This window comes from Ruegeria sp. TM1040 (genome assembly GCF_000014065.1).
Classification (GTDB): Bacteria; Pseudomonadota; Alphaproteobacteria; order Rhodobacterales; family Rhodobacteraceae; genus Epibacterium.
The window spans coordinates 460,962-486,658 of the sequence record NC_008044.1; the positions used below are offsets into that span (position 1 = coordinate 460,962).

Below are 25,697 nucleotides of genomic sequence, written 5' to 3' on the forward strand. Positions count from 1 at the left end.
CGGTCAGGCTTTGCCGCGCCGCAGGGCAGATCTGAACTCCGACAGTCTGAATGCGCCGATGATCTGGCCAATGGTGAAATAGGCCACAGCGCCCACCACGATCAGCGCCAATAGCGCAAGGTAACGCCAATACGCCAGCGACAGCACGTCGCTCAGAATGGTCGCAGCGCCCAGCAGCACCACGCCCATCGCAACGGAGGCCAACACGATGCGCAGGCAACGTCGCTGGAAGCGCGCGTCAAATTGCGCCGCCTCTCCCATGCGCCGCGACCCAAGCCAGAGTTGCAGCACCATCACCCAGCCTGCAGCCGGCGCGGCGATGGCGGGGGCAAGCCAGCCCACAAGAGGTTGCAGGCCCACTGCAAGCACTGCGTTCACCACCATCGCCACAAGAGCATAGTGAAACGGGCTGCGTGTGTCCTCGCGGGCGAAAAAGAGCGGTTGCAGTACCTTTTGCAGCACGAAAGCCGGCAGGCCAGCGCCATATATCGCCACAGCCATGGCAATCGCCGCTACATCCTCCGCTCCGGTTGCGCCGCGTTCATAAAGCACGGAGACCAGTGGCACAGGGATAGCGATAAGCGCCGCGGCGGCGGGGATCGTCAACAAGAGAGAGAACTCTCCGGCACGCGAAAACGCATCCCGCGCGCCTTCATCGTCGCCTGCGCGCAAGCGGCGCGACAGATCCGGCAAAAGCACGATGCCAACGGCGATCCCCACCACGCCAAGTGGCAATTGATAGAGCCGATCCGCCAGCGAGAGCCAGGACACTGCGCCCTGATAAGCAGAGGCCACGGCTTGCCCGACCACCAGGTTGACTTGCGTGACCCCCATCGCGAGGGCAGCGGGCAGCGCCACGCGCACCAATTGTCTCATCTCGGGGGTAAGGCGGGGTAGCCCGGGGCGCAGGGAAACCCCTGCGCGGGCGGCGGCGATCCAGACCAAGGCCAGCTGAGCAATCCCTGCAAGCGGGACCACCCAGACAAGCCAGTCAATCACGGCCTGACCTCGCAAAGCTCCCGCAATCATGGCGGCGCAGGCAAAGATGTTCAAAAGTACAGGTGCCGCTGCTGCAGCGGCAAAACGACCGGTGGCATTCAAGACACCTGAAAACAACGCAGCAAGCGACATGCAGAGGATATAGGGGAAGACGATCCGGCCATAGCCAACCGTCAGATCAAACCGCGCATCGCCTTCAAAGCCGCCCGCGGTCAACCAAACCAGAAACGGCATGAAGACCATGCCCAGGGCCGTAAGCCCCAAGACAGCTGCCGCAAGCAGGTTAAATGCATCCTGCGCAAACCCTTGCGGATTCTCGCCCGCTTCCCAGCGTTTTGCAAACATCGGCACAAAGGCGGCGTTGAATGCGCCCTCGGCAAAGAACCGGCGAAACAGATTGGGCAGGCGGAAGGCGGCATAGAACGCATCCCCCAGCAAGCCGGGGCCGATATAGGCCGCAATCAGGATCTCGCGCAGAAACCCGAGAACCCGGCTTGCGAGTGTCCAGAAGCCGACGGTCAGAAAGCCGGACATCAGTTTGATCGGCTTCATGTATCCGCCCGTTTTGCACCGTCTACGATGGCTTCGCGCAGCTTTTTCTCCAGCGACTGTTGCTTGGAGGCCGAGTGATATTTCAAGCCAAACATGTCTTTCACATAGAAGCTGTCTACCACCTGCTCGCCGTAGGTCGCGATCACCGCATTGGCAATATAGACATTCGAGGCCGCAAGCGTGCGCGCCAGATCATAGAGCAGGCCGGGGCGATCGCGGGTGTCCACTTCGATAATGGTGTAAATATCGGAGCCATCGTTATCAAAGGTGATATGGGTCGGCACACGGAAGGCGCGTTCGCGCTTTTTGATCTTGTCACGCGATTTCAGCGCATCGCGGGCGATCACTTCGCCACGCAGTGTCTTTTCGATCATGCTGCGCAGGCGCGGGAGGCGGGAGGCCTCGAACGGGTGACCGTCTGCATCCTGAATCCAGAAGGCATCGGTCACAAAGCCATCCTTCGTTGTGTAACTGCGCGCGTCGACCACATTGGCGCCGACAAGCGCCAGTGCGCCCGCTATCCGCGCGAAGATTCCAGGATGATCCGGCATCACGAAACAGGCGCGGGTGGCATCACGGTCTTCATCCGGATGCAGGCGCACCAGCATGGCCGATGGATCATCCAGCGCGTCGATCTCGCGCAGCATTTCGGCAAAATCCACATGCGCGGTGACATGCAACCCCTGCCAATAGGGCGGATAATGGCGGGCGGTTTCGCGTTTGACAGCGGCCTTTTCCCAGTCGGGCAGGGCCGTGCGCAGGCGTTTCTTGGCCTCGGTGCCGCGGTGCTCGCGGTTAAATGCCTCAAGCCCGTTTTCCATCGCGTCGCGTGTCTGGCTGTAAAGCGCGCGCAAGAGAACCGCTTTCCAGTTGTTCCAGGTATCAGGGCCGACGCCGCGAATGTCGCAGACCGTGAGCAGCAACAAGAGATCCAGCCGTTTGACCGTCTGCACCGCCTTAGCAAAATCGCGCACCGTGCGCGGGTCGGCAATGTCGCGTTTCTGTGCCGTATCCGACATCAGGAGGTGATAGCGCACCAGCCATTCCACCGTCTCGGATTCGGATTTGTTGAGCCCCAGCCGAGGCGCGACCTTGCGGGCGATCTGCGCGCCAAGAATGGAGTGGTCCTGCGGGCGTCCCTTGCCAATGTCATGCAGCAGCATGGCGATGATCAGCACCTTGCGATTAACGCCTTGCTTGATCAGTGAGGACGACAGCGGCAGCTCGTTCTCAAGTTCGCCCCGCTCAATGGCTGAGAAATTGGAGATCACCTGAATCGTGTGCTCGTCCACCGTGTAGGAGTGATACATGTTGAACTGCATCATCGCCACGATGGGTTCAAACTCCGGGATCAGGGTCGATAGGACACCCAGTTCGTTCATACGCCGCAGAACGCGTTCCGGGTTGCCGTGTTTCAGAAGAAGGTCGAGGAAGATCCGCTGAGCATCCGGAGAGTTGCGCATCTCGTCGTCGATGAGATGCAGATTGGCCCGCACCAGTCGCATACTGTCAGGATGCAGCAGGAGCCCCGTGCGCAAAGCTTCTTCGAACATGCGCAGGAGGTTCAGCTTGTCCTCAAGAAAACTCTCAGGGTCCGCGATCTCGAGCCGGTTGTGGTGAATCCGATAGCCCGGTTTCACGCGCGGCTTGCGTCGGAAAATACGCTCTAGCAGCGGCTCGCTCTTCAGCTGGCTGTCTTCCAGTTTCGAGAGCAGGATGCGGGTGACATCGCCCACCTGCGTGGCGTGGCGAAAATAGTCCTGCATAAAGACCTCGACTGCGCGCCGGCCAGAGGTGTCCTCATAACCCATGCGTTCGGCGACCTGCACCTGCATGTCAAAGGTCAGCTGTTCGGTGGCACGCCCCGCACTGAGGTGCAGATGGGCGCGTACCGCCCAGAGAAAATTCTCGGCCTTGGCAAAGAAGTCGAACTCTTCGGGGCGAAACAGGCCTAGTGGCACCAGCTCGGCCACGTCCTGCACCTTGTAGAGATACTTGGCGATCCAGAAGAGCGATTGCAAATCGCGCAGGCCGCCCTTGCCTTCTTTCACGTTGGGCTCGACCATGTAGCGCTCACCCTGCTTGAGGTGGCGCGCATCACGCTCCGCCAGCTTGGCATCGATGAACTCGGCAGAATCCTTGGCGAAGAGATCCTTCGCCAGCCGCGCTTCGAGTTCGGCTGCAAGCGGTCCGTGACCGGCCAGAAAGCGGTGCTCAAGCATGGCGGTGCGGATGGTGAAATCCTCAGAGCCGAGCCGGATGCAGTCTTTGATCGTCCTGCTGGAATGGCCGACCTTCAGGCGCAGGTCCCACAGGATGTAAAGCATGGATTCGATCACGCTCTCGGCCCATGCGGTGATCTTGTAGGGGGTGAGGAACAAGAGGTCGACGTCGGAAAACGGCGCCATCTCACCGCGGCCATAGCCGCCCACGGCAAAGACGGAAATCCGTTCGCCCGTGGTGGGGGTGGCAATGGGGTGCAGCACCTCAACAGCGGCCATCTGTGCTGATGTGACCAGCCCATCCGTCAGATAGGTATAAGACCGCGCCAATTCGCGCGCCGCAAAGGGCTGCAGCTCAAAGGCCTCGGCAATTGCACTGCGCCCGGACTTGTTGGCCTCTCGCAAGAGCGCAACAACAGCGGCACGGAACTCCGCGCCCTGATGGTCCTGCGCCAACTCCTTGATCCGAAGCCGAATTGCATCGGCATCGAAAATCGCACTGGGGTCGCAGATGAGCGACCCCAGAGGTTCAGGATGGGTTTTGTCGAGAGTGTTGGTCGGTTCAGGAACCGGCTCCGGGGAAGCTTCGTGGCGCTGGGTCAATGATGACGACTTTCTTGTCCTGGATCGTTGCGATGGCGAGACCACGTTCACTGGTGCCATCCGGGCGCAGGCGGAAAATACCCCCTGTGCCCTGGAAACCTGCGGGTTGTGTCAGAGCCGCACCGGTGAGCGCCCCGGAGTTGCCAGAGCTGACCAGCGCGCCAATGGCGGCGATCCCGTCATAGGCCAGACCACCGATCGGGTGCGGTGCCGCGCCATATGCGGATTGATAACGTGCACGGAAAGAGGCAGACTTCTGTGGGTCGGGCAGGGCGAACCAGCCGTTCTGAACTCCGGGCAGTTCAAGCGTCTGCGCGGGGATGTCCCAACGGGTCAGGCCCATGTACTGCACGTCTTCTGGCGTGACACCGGCTTCGGGCAACAGCTGCGACAACAGCGGCAGCGCGCCTGCGGTGGTCGCGGTCATGAACATCACGTCCGCTTTGTTCTGACGCACATTCTGGCTAATGGTCGGGATCGCGTTGATCACACCCTGCTGCGACAGCTCATAGCTGACGTTGCCCGTAATGGTCATGCCACTCTGCACGGCGGCCTGCTGAATGGCAGAACGCCCGGCCTGTCCGGCGGCATTATTGCCCGACACAACCACCATGGAGTTCTTGCCCTGGCGTTTGGCATATTGGGTCAAGCGGTTGGCGGAGTTCTCAAAGGTCGAGCCCAGAACGAACACGTTGCCGCCCGCGATCGAGGCATTGTTGGAGAAGGCCAGCACGTTCACACCGCGCTTTGCGGCGGCAATCCCTGCGGCATTTGCGGCTTCGGCATAGACCGGACCAAGAATGATGCGCGCGCCGTCCTGCACCGCTTGCGAGGCAACGGCAGCGGCGGTTTCAGGGTTGCCCGCTGTGTCATAGACACGCAGGTCCACCTCTACGCCGTTCAGATCCGCAATCGCGAGGCGGGCTGCATTTTCAAGGCTCTGGGCCAGAACGCCATCACCATGCTGTGCCGAACCGCGCGGTACCAGCAGTGCGACAGGCACAGGTTTGGAGGTGTTGATGGTCGGCCCCCCGCCGGACAATGCTCCGGGGTCACAGGCGGCGACAAATGCAGAGGCAACAACTGCGGTGGCGGTCAAAGCAATCTTGCGGGCCCGATTGAAAACAGCAAACATAAAGCGCATAAACTCCCTGTTCCGGGCCGCAACGATATGCGAGGCGTACCCGTTTTGGTTTGGAGCGATCATAGACGACCAGAAAAGCGGGTCCAGCGTGAATCATAAAATCGTCAGTTTACCGCCGGGGTTGTACTTCGTCGCAACGCCCATCGGCACGGCCCGTGACATCACGTTGCGTGCGCTTGACATATTGGCGTCCGCCGATGTGATTGCAGCCGAAGACACACGTTCGATGCGCAAGTTGCTCGACATCCACGGGGTCCCGCTCGGGGATCGTCCGGTGGTGGCCTATCACGACCATTCCGGCACGGGCGCGCGGGCGCGCCTGATGGCGGATCTCGCGGCGGGCAAGTCGGTGGCCTATGCATCCGAGGCAGGTATGCCGATGATTGCAGACCCGGGGTATGATCTGAGCCGCGAGGCCGCGCGGGCTGGCCATCTGGTCACCGCCGCACCGGGGGCATCGGCGGCGCTTTGTGCGCTCACATTGGCGGGGCTGCCGACAGATGCGTTTTTCTTTGCAGGCTTTTTGCCGAACGCCAGCGGGGCGCGGCGCAAACGACTGCAGGAGGTCGGAAATATCCCCGGCACGCTCGTTTTCTACGAATCACCCAAGCGCGTTGCCGCGTCGCTGGCCGATATGGCAGAGGTCCTTGGCGCGCGCGACGCGGCCCTCTGTCGTGAGCTTACCAAAAAATTTGAAGAGGTGCGCCGAGGGCCGCTTGCTGAGCTTGCCTCCGGGCTTGCCGACGCACCGGTAAAGGGTGAAATCGTGATCCTCGTCGACCGCCAGCGCGCGGCGACAGTCACGGCTGCTGATCTGGAGGCGGATCTGCGCGCCGCGTTGCGGGAGAACTCTGTCAAGGACGCAGCAGCGATTGTCGCCGAAGCCCATGGTGAGCCGCGACGCAAAATCTATCAACAAGCGCTGCAGATTGCGCGCGAAGATCAAGGATAGAAGTCATGACGCAGGACGCACGCGCAAGAGGGCAGAACGCTCATTTTGCGGGCGCGGCTGCCGAAGAGATCGCGATCCGCGCCTATCTGGCGCGAGGTCTTACGCTTGTGAAGAGTCGCTGGCGCGGCCCGCATGGCGAAATCGATCTGATCCTTCGAGACGGAGAGACCGTGATCTTCGCCGAAGTGAAATCCAGCACCACCCGCGACAAAGCCGCGGCACGCATCAAACCCGCGCAGATGCAGCGGGTTTTCAACAGCGCGGGTGCCTTTCTTGAGGGCGAACCCTTGGGCCAACTGACTCCGGCGCGGTTGGATGTTGTGCTGGTTTGGGGCGCGGGCGAGGTGGAGATTATCGAAAATGCCTATGGCCACGGCTGAGCCATTGAACATGGCCAGCGCCTACGCCATGTATCTGTTGTGAAACAAGGGACACATATTATGAAAATCGCATTTCAGATGGACCCGATCATGGGCGTCGATGTGAACGCCGACAGCAGCTTTCGCCTTGCGGAAGAGGCGCAGAAACGCGGTCACGAGCTGTTCTATTACAGCCCCGATCAGCTTGCCTACCAGGAAGGGCGCATCACGGCGCGCGGGCATGACATGGTGGTGCAACGTGTCGAGGGCACGCCGGCGACGCTCGGAGAGCTGCGGGAGGTAGACCTGGCAGATTTCGACGTGATCTGGCTGCGCCAGGATCCGCCGTTTGACATGCATTACATCACCTCGACGCATCTTTTGGATCGTCTGAAGGGCCAGGCGCTTGTGGTCAATGATCCCTTCTGGGTGCGCAACTACCCTGAGAAACTGCTGGTTCTGAACTTCCCTGATCTCACGCCGCCGACGACGATTGCGCGCGATCTTGAGACCATCAAGGCCTTCAAGGCCAAACATGGCGATGTGATCCTGAAGCCGCTCTACGGTAATGGTGGTGCCGGGGTGTTCCGTCTGGATGCCAATGACCGCAACTTGTCGTCGCTGCATGAGCTCTTTACCGGCTTCAGCCGCGAGCCTCTCATTGTGCAGAAATTCCTCCCGGATGTTTCAAATGGTGACAAGCGCGTCATCCTCGTCGACGGAGAGCCTGTGGGCGCCATCAACCGCGTGCCCGCGGCGGGCGAGACACGGTCCAACATGCATGTGGGCGGGCGGCCTGAAAAAATCGGGCTCACGGAGCGCGATCTGGAGATCTGTGCCGCGATTGGACCGCTCCTCAAGGAGAAGGGGCAGGTGTTTGTCGGCATCGACGTGATCGGCGATTATCTGACAGAGATCAACGTGACCTCTCCGACCGGAATTCAGGAGCTTGAGCGCTTTAACGGCGTCAATATCGCGGAAAAAGTCTGGGAGGCGATTGAGGCGCGCGTTGCGTGAGTCTTGCGCTTGATTTGCTATTGGTTGGGCTGCGCCATGTGGTGCGGCCCCGCCTGCGCCGTGCGCATGGCCCGCTAGAGGCGCGCCGAGCCTTTGACCGCGCGGCAGCGGTGACATTCCGGGCGCCGCCCTTCCTTTGTCGCATCAAGGACCGGGCAGGGCTCGACCGGATCCACTGTGGTCCGCGCCTGCATGGCAAAATTATTCTTTATTTTCACGGCGGTGGCTATGTGGCCGGTGGCCCGCATACGCATGCAGCCATGCTCGGGCAGCTGTCAGGGCTTTCACAGCTTGAGGTCTGCGCGCCGGCGTATCCGCTGGCCCCCGAACATCCTTTTCCGGCGGCGTTCGAGGGCGCCGTGGCATCTTGGGAGCATCTGATGGCTGCGGGTTACGCGCCGTCGGATGTGGTGTTGGGCGGCGATTCTGCCGGTGGCGGCCTCGCGCTCGCGCTGCTGTCCTATCTATGCCACGCGGCAACACCGCCTGCGGCCGCGTTTGCGATGTCGCCCTGGTGCGATCTGAGCCTGAGTGGCGACAGCCTGCAGGGCAATGCAGAGCGAGATCCGCTCCTGCCCGCAGAGCGTATCCGGGAACTTGTGGGCTATATCCTGCCCGAAGGCGCCGATGACACGGACCCGCGGGTGTCGCCACTTTTTGCAGAGTTCCCCACCTGCCCGCCGGTCTTGCTGCAGTATAGCGAGACGGAAATCCTGTTTGATGATTGCCGCCGGATGGCAGAGCGCCTCAGGGGTTTTGACGCTGACGTTCTGGAGAGGCGGCATCCCCGCGCACCACATGTCTGGCATCTGTTTCAGGGCTGGGTCCCCGAGGCCCGTAAGTCGCTGAGGGAGATTGCCGATTTTGCACGCGCGGCGTTTACTGCGCGCTAACTGGGCAGGCGGTAGGACAGTGCCTCGGCTACATGATCGCGGGCGATCTGCGCTTCGGCATCCAGATCCGCAATGGTGCGGGCAACGCGCAAGACCCGGTGATAGCCGCGCGCACTCAGGCCAAACTGCTCGGCAGCTTGGAGCAGGAGCGCGCGACTGTCGGTGCCCAGCTCTGCGACTTTTTCCAGCATCTCACCCTCTGCATCCGCATTGGTATGGGTGCCGTCGCAGGCGGCATAGCGTTCCCCCTGAAGCGCGCGCGCTTGCGCAACGCGGCTCGCAACACTGGCAGAGCTCTCGCCGGGGCGACTGCGTTCGAGATCGGCAAAGGCGACGGGCTCGACCTCGATGCGCAGGTCAAACCGGTCCATCAACGGCCCTGAAATCCGGCCCATGTAATCCGCACCGCACCCCGGCGCGCGGGGGCAGGCGCGGGCAGGGTCGGTCAGATAGCCACAACGGCAGGGGTTGGCCGCTGCCACAAGCATGAAGCGGCTTGGATAGCGCACATGAGCATTGGCGCGGGCCACCATCACGTCACCCGTTTCCAGCGGTTGCCGAAGGGTCTCAAGGACGGCGCGCGCAAATTCCGGCAACTCGTCGAGAAACAGCACTCCATTATGCGCGAGGCTGATCTCTCCGGGGTGCGCACGACGCCCGCCCCCCACGATGGCCGCCATGGAGGCGGTGTGATGAGGCGCGCGAAACGGGCGCGCGCGGCTGACGCCCCCGGCTTTGATCAGGCCACAGATGGATTGGATCATCGACGTCTCCAGCGCCTCCCCGGGCGAAAGCGGTGGTAGGATCGAGGGCAGCCGCGCCGCAAGCATGGATTTCCCCGCGCCTGGTGGGCCGCTCATCAGCAGGTGATGGCGTCCAGCAGCGGCAATCTCGAGCGCACGGCGCGGACCCTCCTGGCCTTTGACATCGGCGAGATCCTTCTCGAGCGGGTCATCCAACACCTCGCCCGGCTGGGCGGGTGCAAGGACGCCTTGTCCGGTGAAATGGCGGATTACGTCTGAGAGCGACGCCGCACCAATTACGGTTGCAGCTTCGACCCAGGCTGCCTCGGCGCTGGAGCTTTTGGGGCAGAGCAGCGTGCGCTGTTGTTCGGCGGCTGTTAAGGCGGCGGGCAAGGCGCCGGTGATTGCGACCAAGGTTCCATCCAGCGACAGCTCACCAAGCGAGAGGGTCTCCTCGGCAGCTTCCGGTGGCAAGATTTCCAGGGCCGTCAGCAATGCGACTGCGATTGGAAGATCAAAATGGCTGCCCTCTTTGGGGAGATCGGCTGGCGATAGGTTGATGGTGATCCGTTTCGCGGGCAAGGCAATCGACATGACCGCCAAGGCTGATCGCACCCGGTCGCGGGCTTCGCTGACGGCCTTATCGGGAAGGCCCACGATGGAAAACGCCGGAAGCCCTGGGGCGACGGCACATTGAACCTCAACCGGACAGGCTTCAACACCTTGAAATGCAACAGTTTGTGCACGTGAAATCATGGCCGCCCCCTGCGGTGCCTCAAAACAGGCCCATAGGGAGCAGCATTTAAAAACGTGGTTACCGATTGGTTAAGGATGGCGTAAGTCCAGCGCGAAATCGCAGGCTGGGATCACAGCGCCCAGGGTTTGCGCTCCAGATCCAGCGCATAGGGTTCCGGGTCGTAGTGGACTTTGCGCGCTTCCGCCTGCCACGCAAGCACCGCGGGATCGCTCAGAAGCTCCACGCAGTAGGCGCGGGTTTCTGTAGAGACCGGGAGGTCAAATCCGATGACCCGTGCCGCAACTGGGGTGTAGAATACATCGGCAAGGCTATAAGCGCCAAAAAGAGGGCCCCGTGCGTGGCCAGAGACCGCACGCGCGTGGGCGAAGAGTTTCTCCAGTCGGCTTAGATCGTTGAGAACGGCCTCCGAAGGCTCAAATCCCTGCCAGATATGACCAAGCTGCATGGGGCAGGCCGACCGCAAGGCCTCAAACCCCGCCGCCATCTCTGCGCAGAGCCAGCGCGCCGTGGCCCGACTGGCTTCTGATGCGGGCCAGAGCCCGGCTTCGGGGTGACGCTCGGCGAGGGTCTCAGCCATGGCCATGGTTTCGCCAACCACGGTGCCATCCGGCAGGACCAGCGTGGGCACCAATCGAGCCGGTGCAACCTCGGCAAGGTCCTGCGCCATGGTTCCGTTGTAGAGTCCCACCAGCCGCGTGTCGTAGGGCAGGGAGAACTTCTCGAGCATGAGCCAGCCGCGCAAAGACCAGCTGGAATACATGCGATCTGCAATATAGAGTGTGTATGTCATGGGGAGAGATTAGCGACGCCACATGCATCAGGAAAGCTAATGTTTGTGCGCTCACGCATCACAAAATTTGATTGATCGCTCCGGCACTCCATCCCGTGCTCTCGTGATCTATCCGGCTCAGGGACAGGTTGTCGATTTTGTGGGCAAAAGCCTCGGTCGCCGTGAGGCCCAGGGCGCGTTGCACCTGACAGAGGATCTGGCCGAAGTGGCCCACGACAACAACATCCTGACCTCTGTAGGTCTCTGCAAGCCTGTCGAACTGTCGTGAGACCCGTTGCATCAGCCTGTTCCAACTCTCGCCATTTGGGGGGGCGACGTCTCCGGGCTTCTCCCAAAAGGCGCGAATGTGGTCCGGGTCCTCGGCGTCGATCTCGCTCCAACGGCGCAGTTCCCAATCTCCAAAATGGATTTCGCGCAAATCTGAGGTATGGGGCAGGCGGGTGCGTGATCCCTGGATCGCATCTGCCGTGGCAACGGCCCGGCTCAGATCTGACGAAATAACCACCGCCGTGTCGGGGAGGGCGCGCGACAGCCGAGACAGCATCGCCGCATCCGAGAGGTCTGCGGGTAAATCCGACCAGCCCACCATGGATTTGGCGTGGGTCGGGCCATGGCGTATCATGTGAAAACGCGTGATCATGTCGTGCCTTTCAGCGTCATTGGCAGCCCTGCTGCGACCAAGACCACCGTGTCCGCCGCAGCGGCGAGCGCAATATTCAAGCGTCCCTGCGCCTCGCGAAACCGCCGTGCCAGCGCATTCTCGGGAACAATCCCAAGACCGGTCTCGTTGGTGACGATGACAACTTCGGCGGGGCAGTCCTTGATCGCCTCCAGCAGGACGCGGGTCTCTTTCTCGAGGTCATTTTCCGCAAGCAGATGGTTGGTGAGCCACATGGTCGCACAATCCATCAAGAGAACATCCTGAGATTGAGCGGCGCCAAGCGCCGTTTTGGCTTCATAGGGCTCTTCGATTGTGGTCCAGCCGGCGCCACGCTGATCGACATGGCGGGCGACCTTCTCCTGCATTTCAGAGTCAAATATTTGTGAAGTCGCCCAGTAAACCCTGCTTTTCCCTGTCTTAACACAAGCTTGCTCAGCAAACGCAGATTTGCCCGACGCTGCGCCGCCGAGAATGATTGTGACTTTGCTGGCCAATTTGCGTATCCTCAGAGTTGTAGGCGCGTTGAGCATCATGCGCCAAGACGCCCACGCCCGAATGATCCGTAGTTTCGCCGGCGACCAGGATGCATAGAGCATCTTTTGAATATCCGACAGATTATTTTTGAACCAAAGCCGGCCCTCGCACGTTGTCAACGTAGTTCTTAGAACAGGGAGTTTAAAATGGCACTGGACGAGACCACCAAGAACCCCCTCCCGAAGCAGGCCATGAAAGCCGAGCTTCTGGATGCAGAGACGGAATTGGCGTTGGCCTACGCATGGCGCGATGAGAAGGACGTGCAGGCGCTCCATCGTCTGATCACAGCCTACATGCGGCTCGCAGTGTCGATGGCGTCAAAATTCCGCCGCTATGGCGCCCCGATGAATGATCTCATCCAAGAGGCAGGGCTTGGCCTGATGAAGGCGGCAGAGAAATTTGATCCCGACCGCGGCGTGCGGTTCTCGACCTACGCGGTCTGGTGGATCAAGGCGTCCATTCAGGACTACGTGATGCGCAACTGGTCGATGGTGCGCACTGGCTCGACCTCCTCGCAGAAGTCCCTGTTCTTCAACATGCGCCGTGTGCAGGCGCAACTCGAGCGCGAGGCAGCCGGCGAAGGCGTGGAACTCGACCGTCACAAGCTGATGCAGATGGTTGCAGAAGAGATCGGCGTGCCGCTGCGCGATGTCGAGATGATGGACGGCCGCCTCGCGGGTGCTGATTTCTCGCTGAACGCAGTGCAGTCGGCAGACGAGGACGGGCGCGAGTGGATCGACGCCTTGGAAGATGACAGCGAACAGGCTGCGGACCGCGTGGAGGCCGATCATGATCGTCGCCAGCTGCGCGAGTGGCTGCTCTCGGCGCTGAATGGTCTCAATGAGCGCGAGCGCTTTATCGTGCGCGAGCGCAAACTGAGAGAAGAGGCGCGCACTCTGGAGAGCCTCGGCAATGAATTGGGACTGTCAAAAGAGCGCGTGCGTCAGCTGGAAGCCGCCGCCTTCTCAAAGATGAGAAAGAGCCTTGAAGGTCAGTCCCGTGAGGTGCAGAACTTCCTTGCATGAGGAATATGCATTTTAGGCGCGGACCTGGAGGTCGGCAATTTCATCTGGCAGCAGTTCTTGCACTTTTGCCTTTTATTACAAACGCCCAAGCGCTTGCGGAGACAAAGCTGGCGCATATCATCGAGGAAGCCAAGCAGGCCGATGTGGTCTTGCTTGGCGAGATCCACGACAACCCGGCGCATCACAAGGTCCAGTCCGAGGTGATAGCTGAAATTGCGCCTGTGGCGGTGGTCTGGGAGATGCTCACCGAGGATCAGGCGGCGCGACTTACGCCGGATGCGCTATCGGACCCGGCAGGGTTGGGCGAGGTGCTCGACTGGGGCGAAAGCGGTTGGCCCGCGTTTGCTATGTATCAGCCTCTGTTTGAGGCGGCCCCGGAGGCGCAGCATTGGGGCGCGGCGGTCCCGCGGTCGGTGGCGCGAGACGCCGTTGCCAAGGGGGCGGTCGCGTTTTTCGGGGTAGAGGATGCGGCCCGCTTTGGGCTGGATCTGGCACTGTCTCAAGAGGAACAAGCTGCGCGCGAGGCCGAGCAGCAAGCGGCGCATTGCAATGCATTGCCCTATGATCTTCTCCCTGGAATGGTGGAGGTGCAGCGGCTCCGGGACGCGACGCTGGCTCGTGTGGCGCTTCTTGCGCGCGAGGCCGCACCTGCGGGCGCTGAAGGGCCCGTCGTCATTGTGACGGGCAACGGACACGCGCGGCTCGATCGTGGAGCGCCGGTGTATCTGCGCTACGCGGCACCCGACCTTGATCTCTTGTCTCTGGGGCAAGCCGAGGATGGGCAGATCCGAGGCGAGTTTGATCTCGTCCGGAATGCGGCGCCCATCGCACGCCCTGATCCCTGCGCGGCCTTTTACTGAGGCAAGGCAGCCCGCAAGATACACATGTAGCCTTGGCCTTTGCCCTCGTTTTCCCCTTTCACTAGGGGGGGGGAGGGCATAAGTTTGCCGAGCAAAGGCAAGGATCGAGGGCCCATCATGCTGTCAGGAAAACATATTCTGCTGATCATTGGCGGTGGGATTGCAGCCTATAAGTCTCTGGAACTGATCCGGCGACTGCAGGATCAGGGCGCGCGGGTGACGCCGGTTCTGACCCGCGCCGGAGAGGAATTCGTCACCCCTCTGTCTGTTTCCGCGCTTGCGGGGAACGCCGTGCACCGAGATTTGTTTGACCTCACCGCCGAGGCGGAAATGGGCCACATCCAGCTCTCGCGGAGTGCCGATCTTCTGGTGGTGGCTCCGGCGACGGCTGATCTGATGGCGAAGATGGCGCAGGGTCATGCAAATGACCTCGCCTCCACCTTGTTGCTGGCGACGGATACGCCGATTTTGTTGGCGCCCGCGATGAATGTGCGGATGTGGGAGCATCCTGCTACGCAGCGCAACCTCACCCAGCTCAAAAATGACGGTGTTTCCGTGGTCGGCCCGAATGAAGGCGGAATGGCCTGCGGTGAGTATGGCGCCGGGCGACTGGCCGAGCCGGAGGAGATCATCGCGGCAATCACCACGCGTCTTGCTGCCGGGCCGCTCGCGGGCAAGCGCATCATCGTAACTTCCGGTCCCACTCACGAGCCCATCGACCCGGTGCGGTATATCGCCAACCGATCCTCCGGGGCGCAGGGCACGGCGTTGGCCCGTGCTCTGCGGGCACTGGGGGCGGAGGTGGTCTTTATCACGGGCCCTGCAACGGTGCGCCCGCCGGAGGGGGTGCAGGTGGTGCCCGTTGAAACCGCCAGCGACATGCACGCGGCTGTTCAGGCGGCGCTGCCCGCGGATGCCGGGGTTTTTGCGGCGGCTGTAGCAGACTGGCGCGTGGCCTCCGCTTCTGACCGCAAGCTCAAGAAAACCAAAGACGGCATGCCCCGTCTCGCGTTTGAGGAAAACCCCGACATTCTGCGCGAGGTGGCCTCTCAGACGCAGGATCGTCCCGGCCTTGTGGTTGGCTTCGCCGCCGAAACCAATGATGTTGTCGAACACGCAACGGCAAAACGCCTGCGCAAGGGCTGCGACTGGATTGTTGCCAACGATGTTTCCCCCGCGACTGGCATCATGGGGGGAGCCGAAAACGCCGTGATCTTGATTACCGCCGAGGGCGAAGAGCATTGGCCTCGTATGCCAAAAGACCAGGTGGCGCAGCGCCTGGCGGAAAAAATTGCAGCTACACTCACCCCGCCAGTTTCGGGGGGATAAGATCCGGAAAAATTGATTGCCTTCAATTCGGCGTCGATATGTTCTCTCCTTTTTTCTCGCCTAGCGTAAGATTCGACCCTCGCTTTTTTATGCTAAGGCAGTAGGGATTTAATAAGTTAACGGCTAAAACCATCCAGCGGATTGTGCTCAATTCCATTGGAGGTGTCATATATGTGTTGTTGTGGGGAGAGCTTGCCAAGCGCGACACCCTTTGGGTTTGCAAAGGACTGCACGAGATGACGCAGCCGGCGGGTGACATTCTGGTGCTTGAAGATGACATCACGCTTGGACAGCTCTTGTGCAATATGATCCGGATGTATCGGCTTGGGGATCCGTACCTTTCCCTGAGCGAAGTGGATGCCTGCCAGATGCTCCGGGAGCGGGACTTCAAGCTGTGCTTTCTGGGGCTGCGGCTGCGTTCGGGGGTGTGCAAGCGCGCAGTGGCTGAGGCGGATGCGCGGATGGTTCCAACCCTGCTGATGGTCGACTCCGAAGGGCTGGAGGAACTCGTGCCGCCGCCACGCCGCGGGTTGGTCCTCCAGATGCCAGCCCGTGAGGAAGTGATCCGCGCCGCTGCGGTCACGCTTTTGGAGCAAAACGCAGCCGACTGAGCGCGCGCCGGTATAAATTTTTGAACTTTAAGTGATTTTCACCGGTGCCGGTCCGTGCTAGCGTAATTCTGCGCGGCTGTCAGAGTTCCTTCCACGTCGTATCGAAGCGTCCGGGCAAGGCTTGAATTCGCCGCTGTATGCGGCGGGTGGCAATAGAGCAGGGTTTCGTCCCAGAGGACACATCAATGAGCGACCGAAGTATTCCTTTTTTGGTTGGTATCGCTGCTTCCGCTGGGGGGCTTGAGGCTCTGTCCGAACTGGTTCAGGAGCTCGGAGAGCAAAATGAAGCGGCCTATGTGATTGCCCAGCATATGTCGCCAAATCACAAGAGCATGCTCAGTGCGTTGATTTCTCGCGAAACGAGATTGCCGGTTCGTGAGCTGACACCCGATGCGGACATCTGGCCGGAGGCCAACACGATTTATGTGGTGATGCCCGGCCATGACGTCATCGTCACCGAAGGTGGCCAGCTGGGGCTGCGAGCACCGAGCGGGCTGCGCGGGCAGCCAAAACCGCTTGCGGATCTGTTGTTGAAAACCATGGCCGAGGAATGCGGCGAAAACTGCGCCGCGATTATTCTTTCAGGCACTGGGAGTGATGGCAGCTATGGGGTGCGCGCCATTCGCGAGGTGGGCGGCATTACCATTGCACAGGATCCCGAGAGTTCCAAATATTCCGGGATGCCGACCTCTGCGTTGCAAACCGGCTGCGTTGATCTGACGCTTCGTCCGCGTGAAATCGGTGAGCACTTGGGGAAAATCCTTTCCCGTCCCCGGGATTTCACCGAATTGCAGGAGCTGCATCAAAAGCCAAATCACCTGTCTGATCTGTTCCAGATCCTGACGGCGCGCACCGGTGTGGATTTTCGCGAATACAAGGCGTCGACCATCAACCGCCGCATTGCGCGTCGGATGCTGGCCCTCGGTTTTTCGGAATACAACGCCTATGTGGATTTTTGCCGCAGCGACCTTGCTGAAGTGGATGCGCTTTATAAGGATCTGATGATCTCCGTAACGCGGTTCTTTCGCGATCCCCAGCAATTTGATGCCCTGAAGGCCGATATTCAAAAGCTGGTTGCAAAGCTCGAATCCTCATCCGATCAGCGAACGGTTCGCGTCTGGGTGTCTGGCTGCGCCACAGGCGAAGAAGCCTATTCGGTTGCAATCCTGTTTTTGGAAGCGATGGGCGGCCTTGAAAAAGTATCCCAGCGCCGATTGCAGGTGTTTGCCACCGATATTGACCAGCATGCACTGGATGTGGCGCGACGTGGGGAATATCCGATCTCTGCGATCAATGACATTCCGCAGGAATTGGTTGATCGCTATTTTGTCGAGCGCACTGACACCATCGAGGTCAAAAAGGCGCTTCGGGCTTTTGTCCTGTTTTCGCGCCACAACGTCATCCAGGATCCGCCGTTCACCAATCTCGACTGTGTGAGCCTGCGTAACCTGCTGATTTATTTCAATGGGCCCTTGCAGGACAAAGTGCTCGCACGGATCGGTTACGCTCTGGTCCCTGATGGGCTGCTGTTCCTTGGGGCTGCCGAAACCGTGGGTGGGATGGAGACGATCTTTGAACCCACCAGCACCTCCGACCGGATCTACCGCAAAAGACTCGTGACGCGCAAACCCGCGCTGCAACCGTTCATCGAGGATGCAACGGCCCGGCGCCCCTTAGAGCAGTCCGCGCTGCCGTATCTGGCTGACAAGAATAAGCACCATAGTGCGACACGACAATTTGACAATCTGATCCGTGTGTTGGCCCCAAATGGTTTCCTCGCCAGCGCCACAGGCGCGATCCTGCGCGTGATTGGCGACATCTCATTTGTGACCGCACTGACGGAAAACACCGGGCTGCAGGTGGACCTCAAGATCCTGCTCCCGGAGTTGCGCAGCGAAGCCTCAAGTCTGATCAATGTCACCTTGCGCTCACGCGGTGTGCGCAGTGGCCAGTGGCATCCTTTACCACGGTCCAAGCATGAACAGGTGCGTCTGACCTGCTATCCTATCGTCTCCGCGCCAGACGGTGAAATGGACGGCAACAGCATTGTTCTGATCGGCGTCGAATCTCGGATCAAGGAAGAGCAGGCCGCACCGCCCGAGAGCCGCAATCCCGAGGAACAGGATCGCTATATTCGTCAGATCGAGGACGAGGTGATCTCAACCCGCGAGGCGCTCCAGCAGACCATTGAAGAGTTGCAGACTGCCAACGAGGAACTGCAGTCGGTCAACGAGGAAATGCAGGCCGCCAACGAGGAATTGCAATCCACCAATGAGGAGCTTGAAACCTCCAACGAGGAATTGCAGTCCACCAATGAAGAGCTGATCACCGTCAACGAGGAAATTCAGGTCAACTCCAGCGAGATCCAGCATCTGAGCGCGGAGCTCAGTGCAGTATTGCGGGCCAATCCTTTTGTGATGATCGTGGTGGATCAGGCTCTGCAGGTGCGTCACGCTTCGCGACAGGCAATGACGATGTTCGAATTGGACGCCCTTCCCAAGTCGGGCATCCACATCAGCCAATGCGCGCCCGTTGAAGGGATGCCGGATCTGACGTCCCGGATTTCTCATGTCTTCCGTACCAGTGCGCCCCTGGTCGAAAACGCCGAGTTTGGCGGTGCATCGCATGAAATGACATTCACGCCGTTTCGGGAGCGCGAAGGCCGGGACCTCATCGGGGTGGCCGTCACCATCGTCTAGGCGTGACATGGGATGGGGCCATGTGGGGTGGGCCTGATTTACAGGCGCTGTCGAAAACCCAGTGGTGTTTCCTACCCGATTTGCGGCATAAACGTCGCGAATTGGACGGCGCGGAACAGGACACGCGCGCAGAGACAGAAGGATCGCCCCGATGACTGCATCGCAATTTGCGGTAGACGTGAAAATCATTGACCCGCGTATCCGGGATTGGGGGATGCCCAGCTACCAGACCCAAGGCTCTGCCGCGATTGACCTTTTTGCCTGTATCGACGCGCCCAAAGAGATCGCGCCGCAGGCGCCTGCAGTGCTGATCCCCTCGGGGCTGGCGTTTTACATGGGCGATCAGTCCTGCGCCGCGCTTGTGATGCCGCGGTCCGGGCTTGGTCACAAAAAAGGGCTGGTGATGGGTAATAATGTCGGCCTCATCGATGCCGACTATACTGGCGAAGTGTTCATCAGCGCCTGGAACCGCAACCCGCCGGGGGCCGCGCCGATCGTGATCGAGCCGGGGGAACGCATCGCGCAACTCATGTTTGTGCCAGTTCTGCGGGCGACCTTGAACGAGGTCGAGACATTCTCAAACAGCACGGAGCGTGGTGCGGGCGGCTTCGGCTCGACCGGCTCGGGGGCGACCGGCGCATGATTTTGGTACTGGGGCTTGCGGGGCTGATCTGGTGGGGCGGGCGGCTCTTTGGGGCATCGCAGTCGATGCGCTGGGCGTTGCTTGGTCTTTTGTTCCTGGCGGTTCTCAGCATCCAGCTGACCTTGCCCGAAGGCAATCCATTGCGTGCCGCCACTGGGGGATCTGCGAGCCTGTGGCTCCTGATTGCCGGGACAGGGGCCTTGGTTGCGCTCTATGGCCGCGTGTTGAAGCGGCTGCGCAACCGTGCGGATGCGCGCGAGGACAGTGCTGATGCGCCTGAGGCGGCTGCTCCGTTTCGGGACTCGGAACTGGACCGCTATGCCCGCCACATCGTCCTGCGCGAGGTCGGAGGCGCTGGGCAAAAGCGCCTGAAAGACGCCAGAGTTCTGGTGATCGGAGCGGGTGGCCTGGGGGCTCCCGCGCTGCAGTATCTGGCCGCTGCGGGCGTCGGCACCATCGGCGTTATTGACGATGATCGCGTCGAGAACGCCAATCTGCAACGACAGGTTATCCATCGTGACGCCGATATTGGCATGCCCAAGGTCTTCTCGGCTCAGGCCGCGATGGAGGCGCAAAACCCTTTTGTGACCGTCCGTCCCTATCATCGTCGCCTCAGCGAGGATATCGCATCGGAACTCTTTGCGGAATATGACCTGATCCTCGACGGGACTGACAATTTCGACACTCGCTATCTGGCCAATGCGGCGGCGGTTGCGCAGAGGAAACCCCTGATTTCCGGCGCCTTGTCGCAGTGGGAAGGCCAGATCTCCGTTTTTGATCCCGCCTCGGGCGGCCCGTGTTACCAGTGTATTTTTCCCGAAAGCCCCGCCGCTGGCCTTGCGCCCAGCTGTGCAGAGGCGGGTGTAATTGGACCTTTGCCCGGCGTTTTGGGCGCGATGATGGCTGTGGAGGCCGTGAAACAGATCACAGGCGCAGGAGAAGTCTTGCGCGCGCAGATGTTGATCTACGATGGTCTCTATGGTGAAACCCGCCGGATTGCGTTGAAAGCGCGCGCCGATTGTCCGATTTGCGGACCCAATGCAGGCACCCCGGCCCCGACAGGAGAAAACTGAATATGACCCGCACTTTTGCCCTGACTGCCCTTGCAACGGCTGTCTTTGCCACCGGCGCCCTGGCTGCCGATCTGCCGGATCTTGAAGGGCGCGAGGTCGTGTTTGCGACCGAAAACACCTATCCGCCTCTGCAGTTCATCGACCCCAACAGCGGCGAGGCAATTGGTTGGGAATATGATGCAGTGGCCGAGATCGCCAAGCGCATCAACATCACCGTGGTCTACGAGAATTCGAGCTGGGATGCGATGATCCCCGCGATCACCGCAAGCCAGTATGATGTCGCCATGAATGGCATCACCATTCGCGATGACCGCAAGGAAAAGGTCGACTTCTCCGAGAGCTACCTGACCTCGCAGATGCGCATGATCGTTGCGGGCGACGAAGACCGGTTCGAGGACGCAGCAGGCTTTGCCGCGGATGACGACCTCCTGGCGGCAGCGCAGCCCGGCACCACGCCCTTCTATGTCACCGTCTATGATGTGCTGGATGGTGATGAAGCAAACCCGCGGATCAAACTGTTTGAAACCTTTGGCGCCTCGCTGCAGGCGCTGCGCGCAGGTGATGTGGATCTCGCTCTGTCCGACAGCACCGCCGCAAGTGGCGTTGTTGCGGCCTCGGACGGTGCACTGAAAATCGTTGGCGAGCCGCTCGGCACCGAGGACTTTGGCTTTATCTTCCCCAAAGGCAGCGATCTGGTGGAACCCGTCAATGCCGCGCTTGCTGCGATGAAGGCCGATGGCACGCTGGATGCGCTCAACAAGAAGTGGTTCCTCGACTACAAGATGGGCCAATAAGCGCCTTTCCTTCTGAACTCCAATACCGCCCCGGCCAAACACAGGCCGGGGTTTGTCGTGACAGGGCAAGCACATGACCAATCGCCACAAGCGCGAAGACAAAGAAGATTTCCCGTGGTGGCTGGTCGCAGTCGGACTGACCGCGCTCTATCTGGGCATTGAGGTCGCACTGAGCGACGTCTACGCACAGATCATGAACACGCTGTGGCGGGGCGTTGGGATTACCATCTTCGTCACGATTGTGAGCTTCTTCTCCGCCTCGGCTTTGGGTCTTGCGCTCGCACTCGGGGCAGAATCGCGTTGGCTGGTGCTGCGGCAGGTCTGCCGCTTTTACGTCGAGGTGGTGCGCGGCGTGCCAATCATCGTGCTGTTGCTTTATGTGGCCTTTGTACTGGCACCGGCGCTTGTGGATCTGCGCAACTGGCTTGGCGGTTTTCTCGGTCTTGAGGACATTCGCACCCGCAACTTCCCGCTCCTGTGGCGCGCGATCGTGGCCCTTATGATCGCCTATTCGGCCTTCATTGCCGAAGTCTTCAGGGCCGGTCTGCAGTCGGTACCCGACGGCCAGATCGAGGCGGCAAAGGCGCTCGGGCTCTCGGGTTGGAAGCGGTTTCGCTTTGTGGTGTTCCCGCAGGCCATCCGCACGATCCTGCCGCCGCTTGGCAATGACTTTGTCGCGCTGGTCAAGGATTCCTCGCTGGTGTCCGTGCTGGGCGTTCTGGACATCACGCAGCTGGGCAAGGTCACGGCCGCCAGCAACTTTCGCTATTTCGAGACCTACAACATGGTCGCGCTCATCTATCTGGCGATGACGATTTCCCTGTCTTTGGCCCTGCGCGCATTGGAGCGGCACTTGCGCAGCAAGCAAGAGCATCGCTAGGCAATCCGGGGTCTTAGGCCAGCGAAAACCGAAACACCGCAGACAGATTGCAGGTCCCCGGTGAAGGCGCTAGCGTCGGTGCAAAGGAGACCTCATATGACAAATCCGCTGCTTCGCGACTGGCAAACGCCCTTTGGGATTGCCCCGTTCGATCAGATTTCCGACGAAGACTTTGCGCCTGCGCTTGATGAGGCGCTAAAGGCGCATACTGCGCAGATCGATGCGATTGCCACCAACCCCGCGCCGCCCACATTCGCCAATGTGATCGAGGCTCTCGAGACGCCATGCCAGCCACTTGAACAGGTGCTGTCGGTGTTTTTCTCGGTGGCCGGGGCGGACAGCAACCCGGCGCGCGAGGCGCTCCAGCGCGCGTTCTCTCCGAATCTTGCGGCGCATTTCTCGGCCATTACTGCCAATAAGGCACTTTATGCACGGGTGCAGGCGGTGTGGGACCAACGCGACACTCTGGACCTGACCGACGAACAGGCCCGTGTCCTGATGCTCACCCATCGTGGGTTTGTGCGCGGCGGCGCGGCGCTCAATGGCGCGGAAGATACCCGCATGCAGGAGATCAAATCCCGCCTTGCGACGCTTGGCACCAATTTCACCCAGAACCTGCTTGCGGATGAGCGGGACTGGTTCATGGAGCTCTCCGAGGACGATCTTGAGGGGCTTCCTGATTTTGTTGTGAAGGCCGCACGGACCGCGGGGGCCGAAAAAGGCGTTTCCGGGCCGGTCATTACGCTTGCGCGCTCTATCGTGACGCCTTTCCTGCAGTTCTCGCCGCGCAGGGACCTGCGTGAAAAGGCCTTTCGGGCCTGGGCTGCACGAGGGGCAAATGGCGGCGCACATGACAACCGGGCGATTGCGGCAGAGATCCTGTCGCTGCGTGAAGAACGGGCCAAGCTCTTGGGCTATAGGAATTTTGCGGCCTACAAGCTGGAAACCGAGATGGCCAAAACGCCGGAGGCGGTGCGTGAGCTGTTGATGGATGTCTGGGGGCCAGCCAAGGCGCAGGCGGACAAGGACGCCGAGGTGTTGACGCGGATGATGCATGAGGACGGCATCAATGGCGATCTGGCGCCTTGGGATTGGCATTACTACGCAGAAAAACGTCGCAAGATAGAACATGATCTCGACGAAGCCGAACTCAAACCATACCTGCAGCTCGACCGGATGATTGAGGCGGCTTTTGCCTGCGCAAATCGTCTGTTTGGCCTGGAATTCGCACCTCTTGATGTGCCGCTTTATCACAAGGACTGCCGCGCCTGGGAGGTTACGCGGGAAGGCAAGCATCTGGCGGTGTTTATTGGGGACTATTTCGCGCGGGGATCAAAGCGGTCCGGCGCGTGGTGTTCGGCTATGCGTGCGCAGGCGAAATTCCCCGAGGAACAGACGCCAATCGTGGTCAATGTCTGCAACTTTGCCAAAGGCGACCCGGCGTTGTTGTCCTATGACGATGCGCGCACGCTGTTCCACGAGTTTGGCCATGCGCTGCACCAGATGCTGTCGAATGTAACCTATGAGAGTGTCTCCGGGACCTCCGTGGCGCGCGATTTTGTGGAACTCCCGAGCCAGCTCTATGAGCATTGGCTGGAGGTGCCCGAGGTACTGCAGGAGTTTGCCACCCATGCAGAGACCGGCGCGCCGATGCCGAAGGAGATGCTCGACAAGGTGCTTGGGGCTGCGACCTTCAACATGGGGTTCCAGACCGTCGAATATGTGGCGTCCGCATTGGTGGATCTGGAATTTCATGATGGCAGCGCACCCGAGGATCCGATGGTCAAACAGGCCGAGGTTCTCGCACAGATCGGCATGCCGGCAGCGATTGTCATGCGCCATGCTACGCCGCAGTTTGCGCATGTTTTCTCAGGCGACGGGTACTCCTCGGGCTACTACAGCTATATGTGGTCAGAGGTAATGGACGCCGATGCTTTTGAATCCTTTGAGGAAGCCGGCGGCGCCTTTGATCCTGCACGCGCTGCGGCGCTTGAGGCACACATTCTGTCCAAAGGGGGCTCTGAGGATGCCGCTGAGCTGTATACGGCGTTCCGGGGGCGACTTCCGGGGGTGGACGCGCTTTTGAAAGGGCGTGGGCTGGCCGCCAAGTGAGCGCCCCTTCTGGGGCGCGGCCCCCGATGGGGAGATTTGGGAAAGATGAAGAGGGGCGCCAAGTTGGGCGCCCTTCGTCGTCAATAGCCGCGGTTCCGGTCGACGAGATGCACAAAATCCTCACCTGCTTCGCCGCGGCGAATATTCTCCGCAATCACGCGTGAGGCCGTGATGGGGCGGGTTTCAGCCGCGATGTGAGGGGTCACAGTGACTTTGGGATGGGCCCAATAGGGATGATCCTCGGGCAGGGGCTCAATCCGGAACACATCCAAGGTCGCATGTGCGATCTGCCCCGTTTCGAGCGCCGCAAGCAGGGCCTCGTCGTCGATCAGGGGGCCGCGGCCGGGGTTTATGATGCGTGCGCCCTTGGGCAGCCGAGCGAGGCTTTGCGCATTCAGGATGTTTTGGGTGTGAGGCGTATCCGGCAAGAGCAGGATAACGATCTGCGCCTCCGCAAGCGCTGCATTCAGGCCCTCTGGTCCGTGGTGACAGGTCACGCCCGCAACAGATTTGGCGGTGCGCGACCATCCGGAGACGGGAAAGCCGAGTTGCGTCAAAGCCGTGGCGCAGGCCTGGCCCAGAGCGCCGAGGCCGAGAATGGTGATGGGGCGCTCTTCGGCAAGCGGCGGGATATAGGGCGACCAGCTGTTCTGCAGCGCGAGAGAGCGGTCGATGTCCAGATGATACCGTAGCACATGGCCCGTGACCCATTCGATCATGGATTGCGTCAGGCCAGGGTCGACCATACGGCAGAGCGGTTGGGTCAGGGTCTCATTGGTGGTGATCTTCTCCACCCCGGCCCAGAGGTTCAGGACCGCTTTGCAGCGCGTGTAGGGGCGAAAGTCCTGAAGGTCTGAATTGGGCGCATAGACTATGTAATCCACGTCCTCGGGCGCGAAATCCTGGCGCAGATCGACTGCGAGCCCCTCGGCCTCGAACGCAGCGCGCAGGGTTGGCTCATAGGTGTCCCACCGTTCCGGACGGGCTGCAAAAAGCGCATTGATCATGTTGCAAACACTCCGTCCATATCGGCAAAGCCTTTGACCTCGATCGGGTTTCCAGCCGGGTCGTAGAAGAACATGGTGCTTTGCTCGCCCGGTTCTCCTTTGAACCGGGTGGTGGGCGGAATTTCGAATTCGACGCCTGCGTCATGCAGCCGCTCTGCAAGGCGTACCCATTCGTCTTGCGGAAGGATCACACCGAGATGCGGCATAGGCACCATATGCTCTCCGACGCGGCCGGTCTTGGCGGTTTCAAAGGGCGCGCCCTTGTGCAGCGAGATCTGATGGCCAAAGAAGTTGAAGTCGATCCAGGTGTCGGTGCTGCGCCCGGCCCGGCAGCCAAGCGTTTCGCCATAAAAGCGGCGTGCGGCGTCCAGATCATCGACGTGATAGGCGAGGTGAAAGATGCTCATGCGGCGTCTCCTGCGTCTTGAGTGCGGGTCA

General features: G+C 60.7%; 23 protein-coding genes. 14 read left to right on the top strand and 9 right to left on the bottom strand.

Annotated elements, in window-relative coordinates; translation table 11 throughout:
* Positions 1 to 3 precede the first annotated feature (3 nt).
* From murJ to TM1040_RS06560, 3 genes are read right to left on the bottom strand one after another with little or no spacing between them, the layout of a single operon-like run.
* Positions 4 to 1,551: a murein biosynthesis integral membrane protein MurJ gene (gene murJ / locus TM1040_RS06550; protein ID WP_011537793.1), complete on the bottom strand. Its 1,548-nt coding sequence runs from the start codon at positions 1,549 to 1,551 to the stop codon at positions 4 to 6.
* A complete protein-coding gene (locus tag TM1040_RS06555) occupies positions 1,548 to 4,376 on the bottom strand; it encodes a [protein-PII] uridylyltransferase (protein ID WP_044026665.1) in 2,829 nt (942 codons plus the stop codon). The genes murJ and TM1040_RS06555 overlap by 4 nt, the downstream gene beginning before the upstream one ends.
* A complete protein-coding gene (locus TM1040_RS06560; protein ID WP_044027011.1) occupies positions 4,336 to 5,511 on the bottom strand; it encodes a penicillin-binding protein activator in 1,176 nt (391 codons plus the stop codon). Before TM1040_RS06560 ends, TM1040_RS06555 begins: the two co-directional genes overlap by 41 nt.
* Positions 5,512 to 5,608: 97 nt before the next feature.
* Here TM1040_RS06560 and rsmI point away from each other — a divergent pair, with 97 nt between their 5' ends.
* From rsmI to TM1040_RS06580, 4 genes are read left to right on the top strand one after another with little or no spacing between them, the layout of a single operon-like run.
* Entirely contained in the window at positions 5,609 to 6,472 is an 864-nt protein-coding gene (gene rsmI, locus TM1040_RS06565; protein WP_011537796.1) for a 16S rRNA (cytidine(1402)-2'-O)-methyltransferase, read from the top strand.
* Between the two features lie 5 nt (positions 6,473 to 6,477).
* The gene (locus tag TM1040_RS06570) at positions 6,478 to 6,852 is read left to right on the top strand and encodes a YraN family protein (RefSeq protein WP_011537797.1); all 375 of its coding nucleotides are present in this window, start codon (positions 6,478 to 6,480) and stop codon (positions 6,850 to 6,852) included.
* 60 nt (positions 6,853 to 6,912) lie between these two features.
* Positions 6,913 to 7,848: a glutathione synthase gene (gshB, locus tag TM1040_RS06575; RefSeq protein ID WP_011537798.1), complete on the top strand. Its 936-nt coding sequence runs from the start codon at positions 6,913 to 6,915 to the stop codon at positions 7,846 to 7,848.
* Positions 7,845 to 8,741: an alpha/beta hydrolase fold domain-containing protein gene (locus TM1040_RS06580; RefSeq protein ID WP_011537799.1), complete on the top strand. Its 897-nt coding sequence runs from the start codon at positions 7,845 to 7,847 to the stop codon at positions 8,739 to 8,741. The genes gshB and TM1040_RS06580 overlap by 4 nt, the downstream gene beginning before the upstream one ends.
* On the opposite strand, the gene TM1040_RS06585 is transcribed toward TM1040_RS06580, so the two are convergent.
* From TM1040_RS06585 to cobU, 4 genes are all read right to left on the bottom strand, one after another.
* Positions 8,738 to 10,240 carry a YifB family Mg chelatase-like AAA ATPase gene (locus tag TM1040_RS06585; protein ID WP_011537800.1) on the bottom strand — a complete coding sequence of 501 codons (1,503 nt, stop codon included), beginning with the start codon at positions 10,238 to 10,240 and terminating at the stop codon, positions 8,738 to 8,740. The genes TM1040_RS06580 and TM1040_RS06585 overlap by 4 nt on opposite strands.
* A gap of 110 nt (positions 10,241 to 10,350) precedes the next feature.
* Complete coding sequence (locus tag TM1040_RS06590) at positions 10,351 to 11,031, bottom strand: glutathione S-transferase family protein (protein WP_011537801.1); 681 nt, start codon at positions 11,029 to 11,031, stop codon at positions 10,351 to 10,353.
* Positions 11,032 to 11,089: 58 nt separating this feature from the next.
* Positions 11,090 to 11,671, bottom strand: a complete 582-nt coding sequence (locus TM1040_RS06595) for a histidine phosphatase family protein (protein WP_011537802.1) — start codon at positions 11,669 to 11,671, stop codon at positions 11,090 to 11,092.
* Positions 11,668 to 12,222, bottom strand: coding sequence for a bifunctional adenosylcobinamide kinase/adenosylcobinamide-phosphate guanylyltransferase (cobU, locus tag TM1040_RS06600; protein ID WP_371261775.1), 555 nt, complete (start codon positions 12,220 to 12,222; stop codon positions 11,668 to 11,670). The genes TM1040_RS06595 and cobU overlap by 4 nt, the downstream gene beginning before the upstream one ends.
* Positions 12,223 to 12,372: 150 nt before the next feature.
* On the opposite strand from cobU, the gene TM1040_RS06605 reads away from it, so the two are divergent.
* From TM1040_RS06605 to TM1040_RS06650, 10 genes are all read left to right on the top strand, one after another.
* The gene (locus TM1040_RS06605; protein ID WP_011537804.1) at positions 12,373 to 13,251 is read left to right on the top strand and encodes an RNA polymerase factor sigma-32; all 879 of its coding nucleotides are present in this window, start codon (positions 12,373 to 12,375) and stop codon (positions 13,249 to 13,251) included.
* On the top strand, positions 13,248 to 14,111 hold the full coding sequence (locus TM1040_RS06610; RefSeq protein WP_011537805.1) for a ChaN family lipoprotein: 864 nt from the start codon (positions 13,248 to 13,250) through the stop codon (positions 14,109 to 14,111). Before TM1040_RS06605 ends, TM1040_RS06610 begins: the two co-directional genes overlap by 4 nt.
* Positions 14,112 to 14,228: 117 nt before the next feature.
* The gene (gene coaBC / locus TM1040_RS06615) at positions 14,229 to 15,440 is read left to right on the top strand and encodes a bifunctional phosphopantothenoylcysteine decarboxylase/phosphopantothenate--cysteine ligase CoaBC (RefSeq protein WP_011537806.1); all 1,212 of its coding nucleotides are present in this window, start codon (positions 14,229 to 14,231) and stop codon (positions 15,438 to 15,440) included.
* Between the two features lie 236 nt (positions 15,441 to 15,676).
* A complete protein-coding gene (locus TM1040_RS06620) occupies positions 15,677 to 16,051 on the top strand; it encodes a hypothetical protein (RefSeq protein ID WP_011537807.1) in 375 nt (124 codons plus the stop codon).
* 185 nt (positions 16,052 to 16,236) lie between these two features.
* Positions 16,237 to 18,750, top strand: a complete 2,514-nt coding sequence (locus TM1040_RS06625; RefSeq protein ID WP_011537808.1) for a CheR family methyltransferase — start codon at positions 16,237 to 16,239, stop codon at positions 18,748 to 18,750.
* Between the two features lie 151 nt (positions 18,751 to 18,901).
* Entirely contained in the window at positions 18,902 to 19,393 is a 492-nt protein-coding gene (gene dut / locus TM1040_RS06630) for a dUTP diphosphatase (protein WP_011537809.1), read from the top strand.
* The gene (locus TM1040_RS06635; protein WP_011537810.1) at positions 19,390 to 20,466 is read left to right on the top strand and encodes a HesA/MoeB/ThiF family protein; all 1,077 of its coding nucleotides are present in this window, start codon (positions 19,390 to 19,392) and stop codon (positions 20,464 to 20,466) included. The genes dut and TM1040_RS06635 overlap by 4 nt, the downstream gene beginning before the upstream one ends.
* Before the next feature lie 2 nt (positions 20,467 to 20,468).
* Entirely contained in the window at positions 20,469 to 21,260 is a 792-nt protein-coding gene (locus tag TM1040_RS06640; protein ID WP_011537811.1) for a transporter substrate-binding domain-containing protein, read from the top strand.
* A 73-nt stretch (positions 21,261 to 21,333) separates the two neighbouring features.
* Positions 21,334 to 22,140, top strand: a complete 807-nt coding sequence (locus TM1040_RS06645) for an amino acid ABC transporter permease (protein ID WP_011537812.1) — start codon at positions 21,334 to 21,336, stop codon at positions 22,138 to 22,140.
* A 96-nt stretch (positions 22,141 to 22,236) separates the two neighbouring features.
* The gene (locus TM1040_RS06650; RefSeq protein ID WP_011537813.1) at positions 22,237 to 24,252 is read left to right on the top strand and encodes a M3 family metallopeptidase; all 2,016 of its coding nucleotides are present in this window, start codon (positions 22,237 to 22,239) and stop codon (positions 24,250 to 24,252) included.
* An 80-nt stretch (positions 24,253 to 24,332) separates the two neighbouring features.
* On the opposite strand, the gene TM1040_RS06655 is transcribed toward TM1040_RS06650, so the two are convergent.
* Together TM1040_RS06655 and TM1040_RS06660 are read right to left on the bottom strand one after the other, a co-directional pair.
* Positions 24,333 to 25,259 carry a 2-hydroxyacid dehydrogenase gene (locus TM1040_RS06655; RefSeq protein WP_011537814.1) on the bottom strand — a complete coding sequence of 309 codons (927 nt, stop codon included), beginning with the start codon at positions 25,257 to 25,259 and terminating at the stop codon, positions 24,333 to 24,335.
* Positions 25,256 to 25,666, bottom strand: coding sequence for a VOC family protein (locus TM1040_RS06660; RefSeq protein WP_011537815.1), 411 nt, complete (start codon positions 25,664 to 25,666; stop codon positions 25,256 to 25,258). Before TM1040_RS06660 ends, TM1040_RS06655 begins: the two co-directional genes overlap by 4 nt.
* Positions 25,667 to 25,697: the final 31 nt, after the last annotated feature.

Bases quoted from the DNA above. Each gene is read 5' to 3' on its own strand.
- TM1040_RS06590 (WP_011537801.1), bottom strand. From the start codon at position 11,031: ATGACATACACACTCTATATTGCAGATCGCATGTATTCCAGCTGGTCT.
- TM1040_RS06650 (WP_011537813.1), top strand. From the start codon at position 22,237: ATGACAAATCCGCTGCTTCGCGACTGGCAAACGCCCTTTGGGATTGCC.
- gshB (WP_011537798.1), top strand. From the start codon at position 6,913: ATGAAAATCGCATTTCAGATGGACCCGATCATGGGCGTCGATGTGAAC.
- coaBC (WP_011537806.1), top strand. From the start codon at position 14,229: ATGCTGTCAGGAAAACATATTCTGCTGATCATTGGCGGTGGGATTGCA.
- TM1040_RS06635 (WP_011537810.1), top strand. From the start codon at position 19,390: ATGATTTTGGTACTGGGGCTTGCGGGGCTGATCTGGTGGGGCGGGCGG.
- dut (WP_011537809.1), top strand. From the start codon at position 18,902: ATGACTGCATCGCAATTTGCGGTAGACGTGAAAATCATTGACCCGCGT.
- TM1040_RS06595 (WP_011537802.1), bottom strand. From the start codon at position 11,671: ATGATCACGCGTTTTCACATGATACGCCATGGCCCGACCCACGCCAAA.
- TM1040_RS06570 (WP_011537797.1), top strand. From the start codon at position 6,478: ATGACGCAGGACGCACGCGCAAGAGGGCAGAACGCTCATTTTGCGGGC.
- TM1040_RS06560 (WP_044027011.1), bottom strand. From the start codon at position 5,511: ATGTTTGCTGTTTTCAATCGGGCCCGCAAGATTGCTTTGACCGCCACC.
- TM1040_RS06620 (WP_011537807.1), top strand. From the start codon at position 15,677: ATGACGCAGCCGGCGGGTGACATTCTGGTGCTTGAAGATGACATCACG.
- murJ (WP_011537793.1), bottom strand. From the start codon at position 1,551: ATGAAGCCGATCAAACTGATGTCCGGCTTTCTGACCGTCGGCTTCTGG.
- TM1040_RS06640 (WP_011537811.1), top strand. From the start codon at position 20,469: ATGACCCGCACTTTTGCCCTGACTGCCCTTGCAACGGCTGTCTTTGCC.
- TM1040_RS06655 (WP_011537814.1), bottom strand. From the start codon at position 25,259: ATGATCAATGCGCTTTTTGCAGCCCGTCCGGAACGGTGGGACACCTAT.
- TM1040_RS06645 (WP_011537812.1), top strand. From the start codon at position 21,334: ATGACCAATCGCCACAAGCGCGAAGACAAAGAAGATTTCCCGTGGTGG.
- cobU (WP_371261775.1), bottom strand. From the start codon at position 12,222: ATGCTCAACGCGCCTACAACTCTGAGGATACGCAAATTGGCCAGCAAA.
- TM1040_RS06605 (WP_011537804.1), top strand. From the start codon at position 12,373: ATGGCACTGGACGAGACCACCAAGAACCCCCTCCCGAAGCAGGCCATG.
- TM1040_RS06585 (WP_011537800.1), bottom strand. From the start codon at position 10,240: ATGATTTCACGTGCACAAACTGTTGCATTTCAAGGTGTTGAAGCCTGT.
- TM1040_RS06625 (WP_011537808.1), top strand. From the start codon at position 16,237: ATGAGCGACCGAAGTATTCCTTTTTTGGTTGGTATCGCTGCTTCCGCT.
- TM1040_RS06610 (WP_011537805.1), top strand. From the start codon at position 13,248: ATGAGGAATATGCATTTTAGGCGCGGACCTGGAGGTCGGCAATTTCAT.
- TM1040_RS06660 (WP_011537815.1), bottom strand. From the start codon at position 25,666: ATGAGCATCTTTCACCTCGCCTATCACGTCGATGATCTGGACGCCGCA.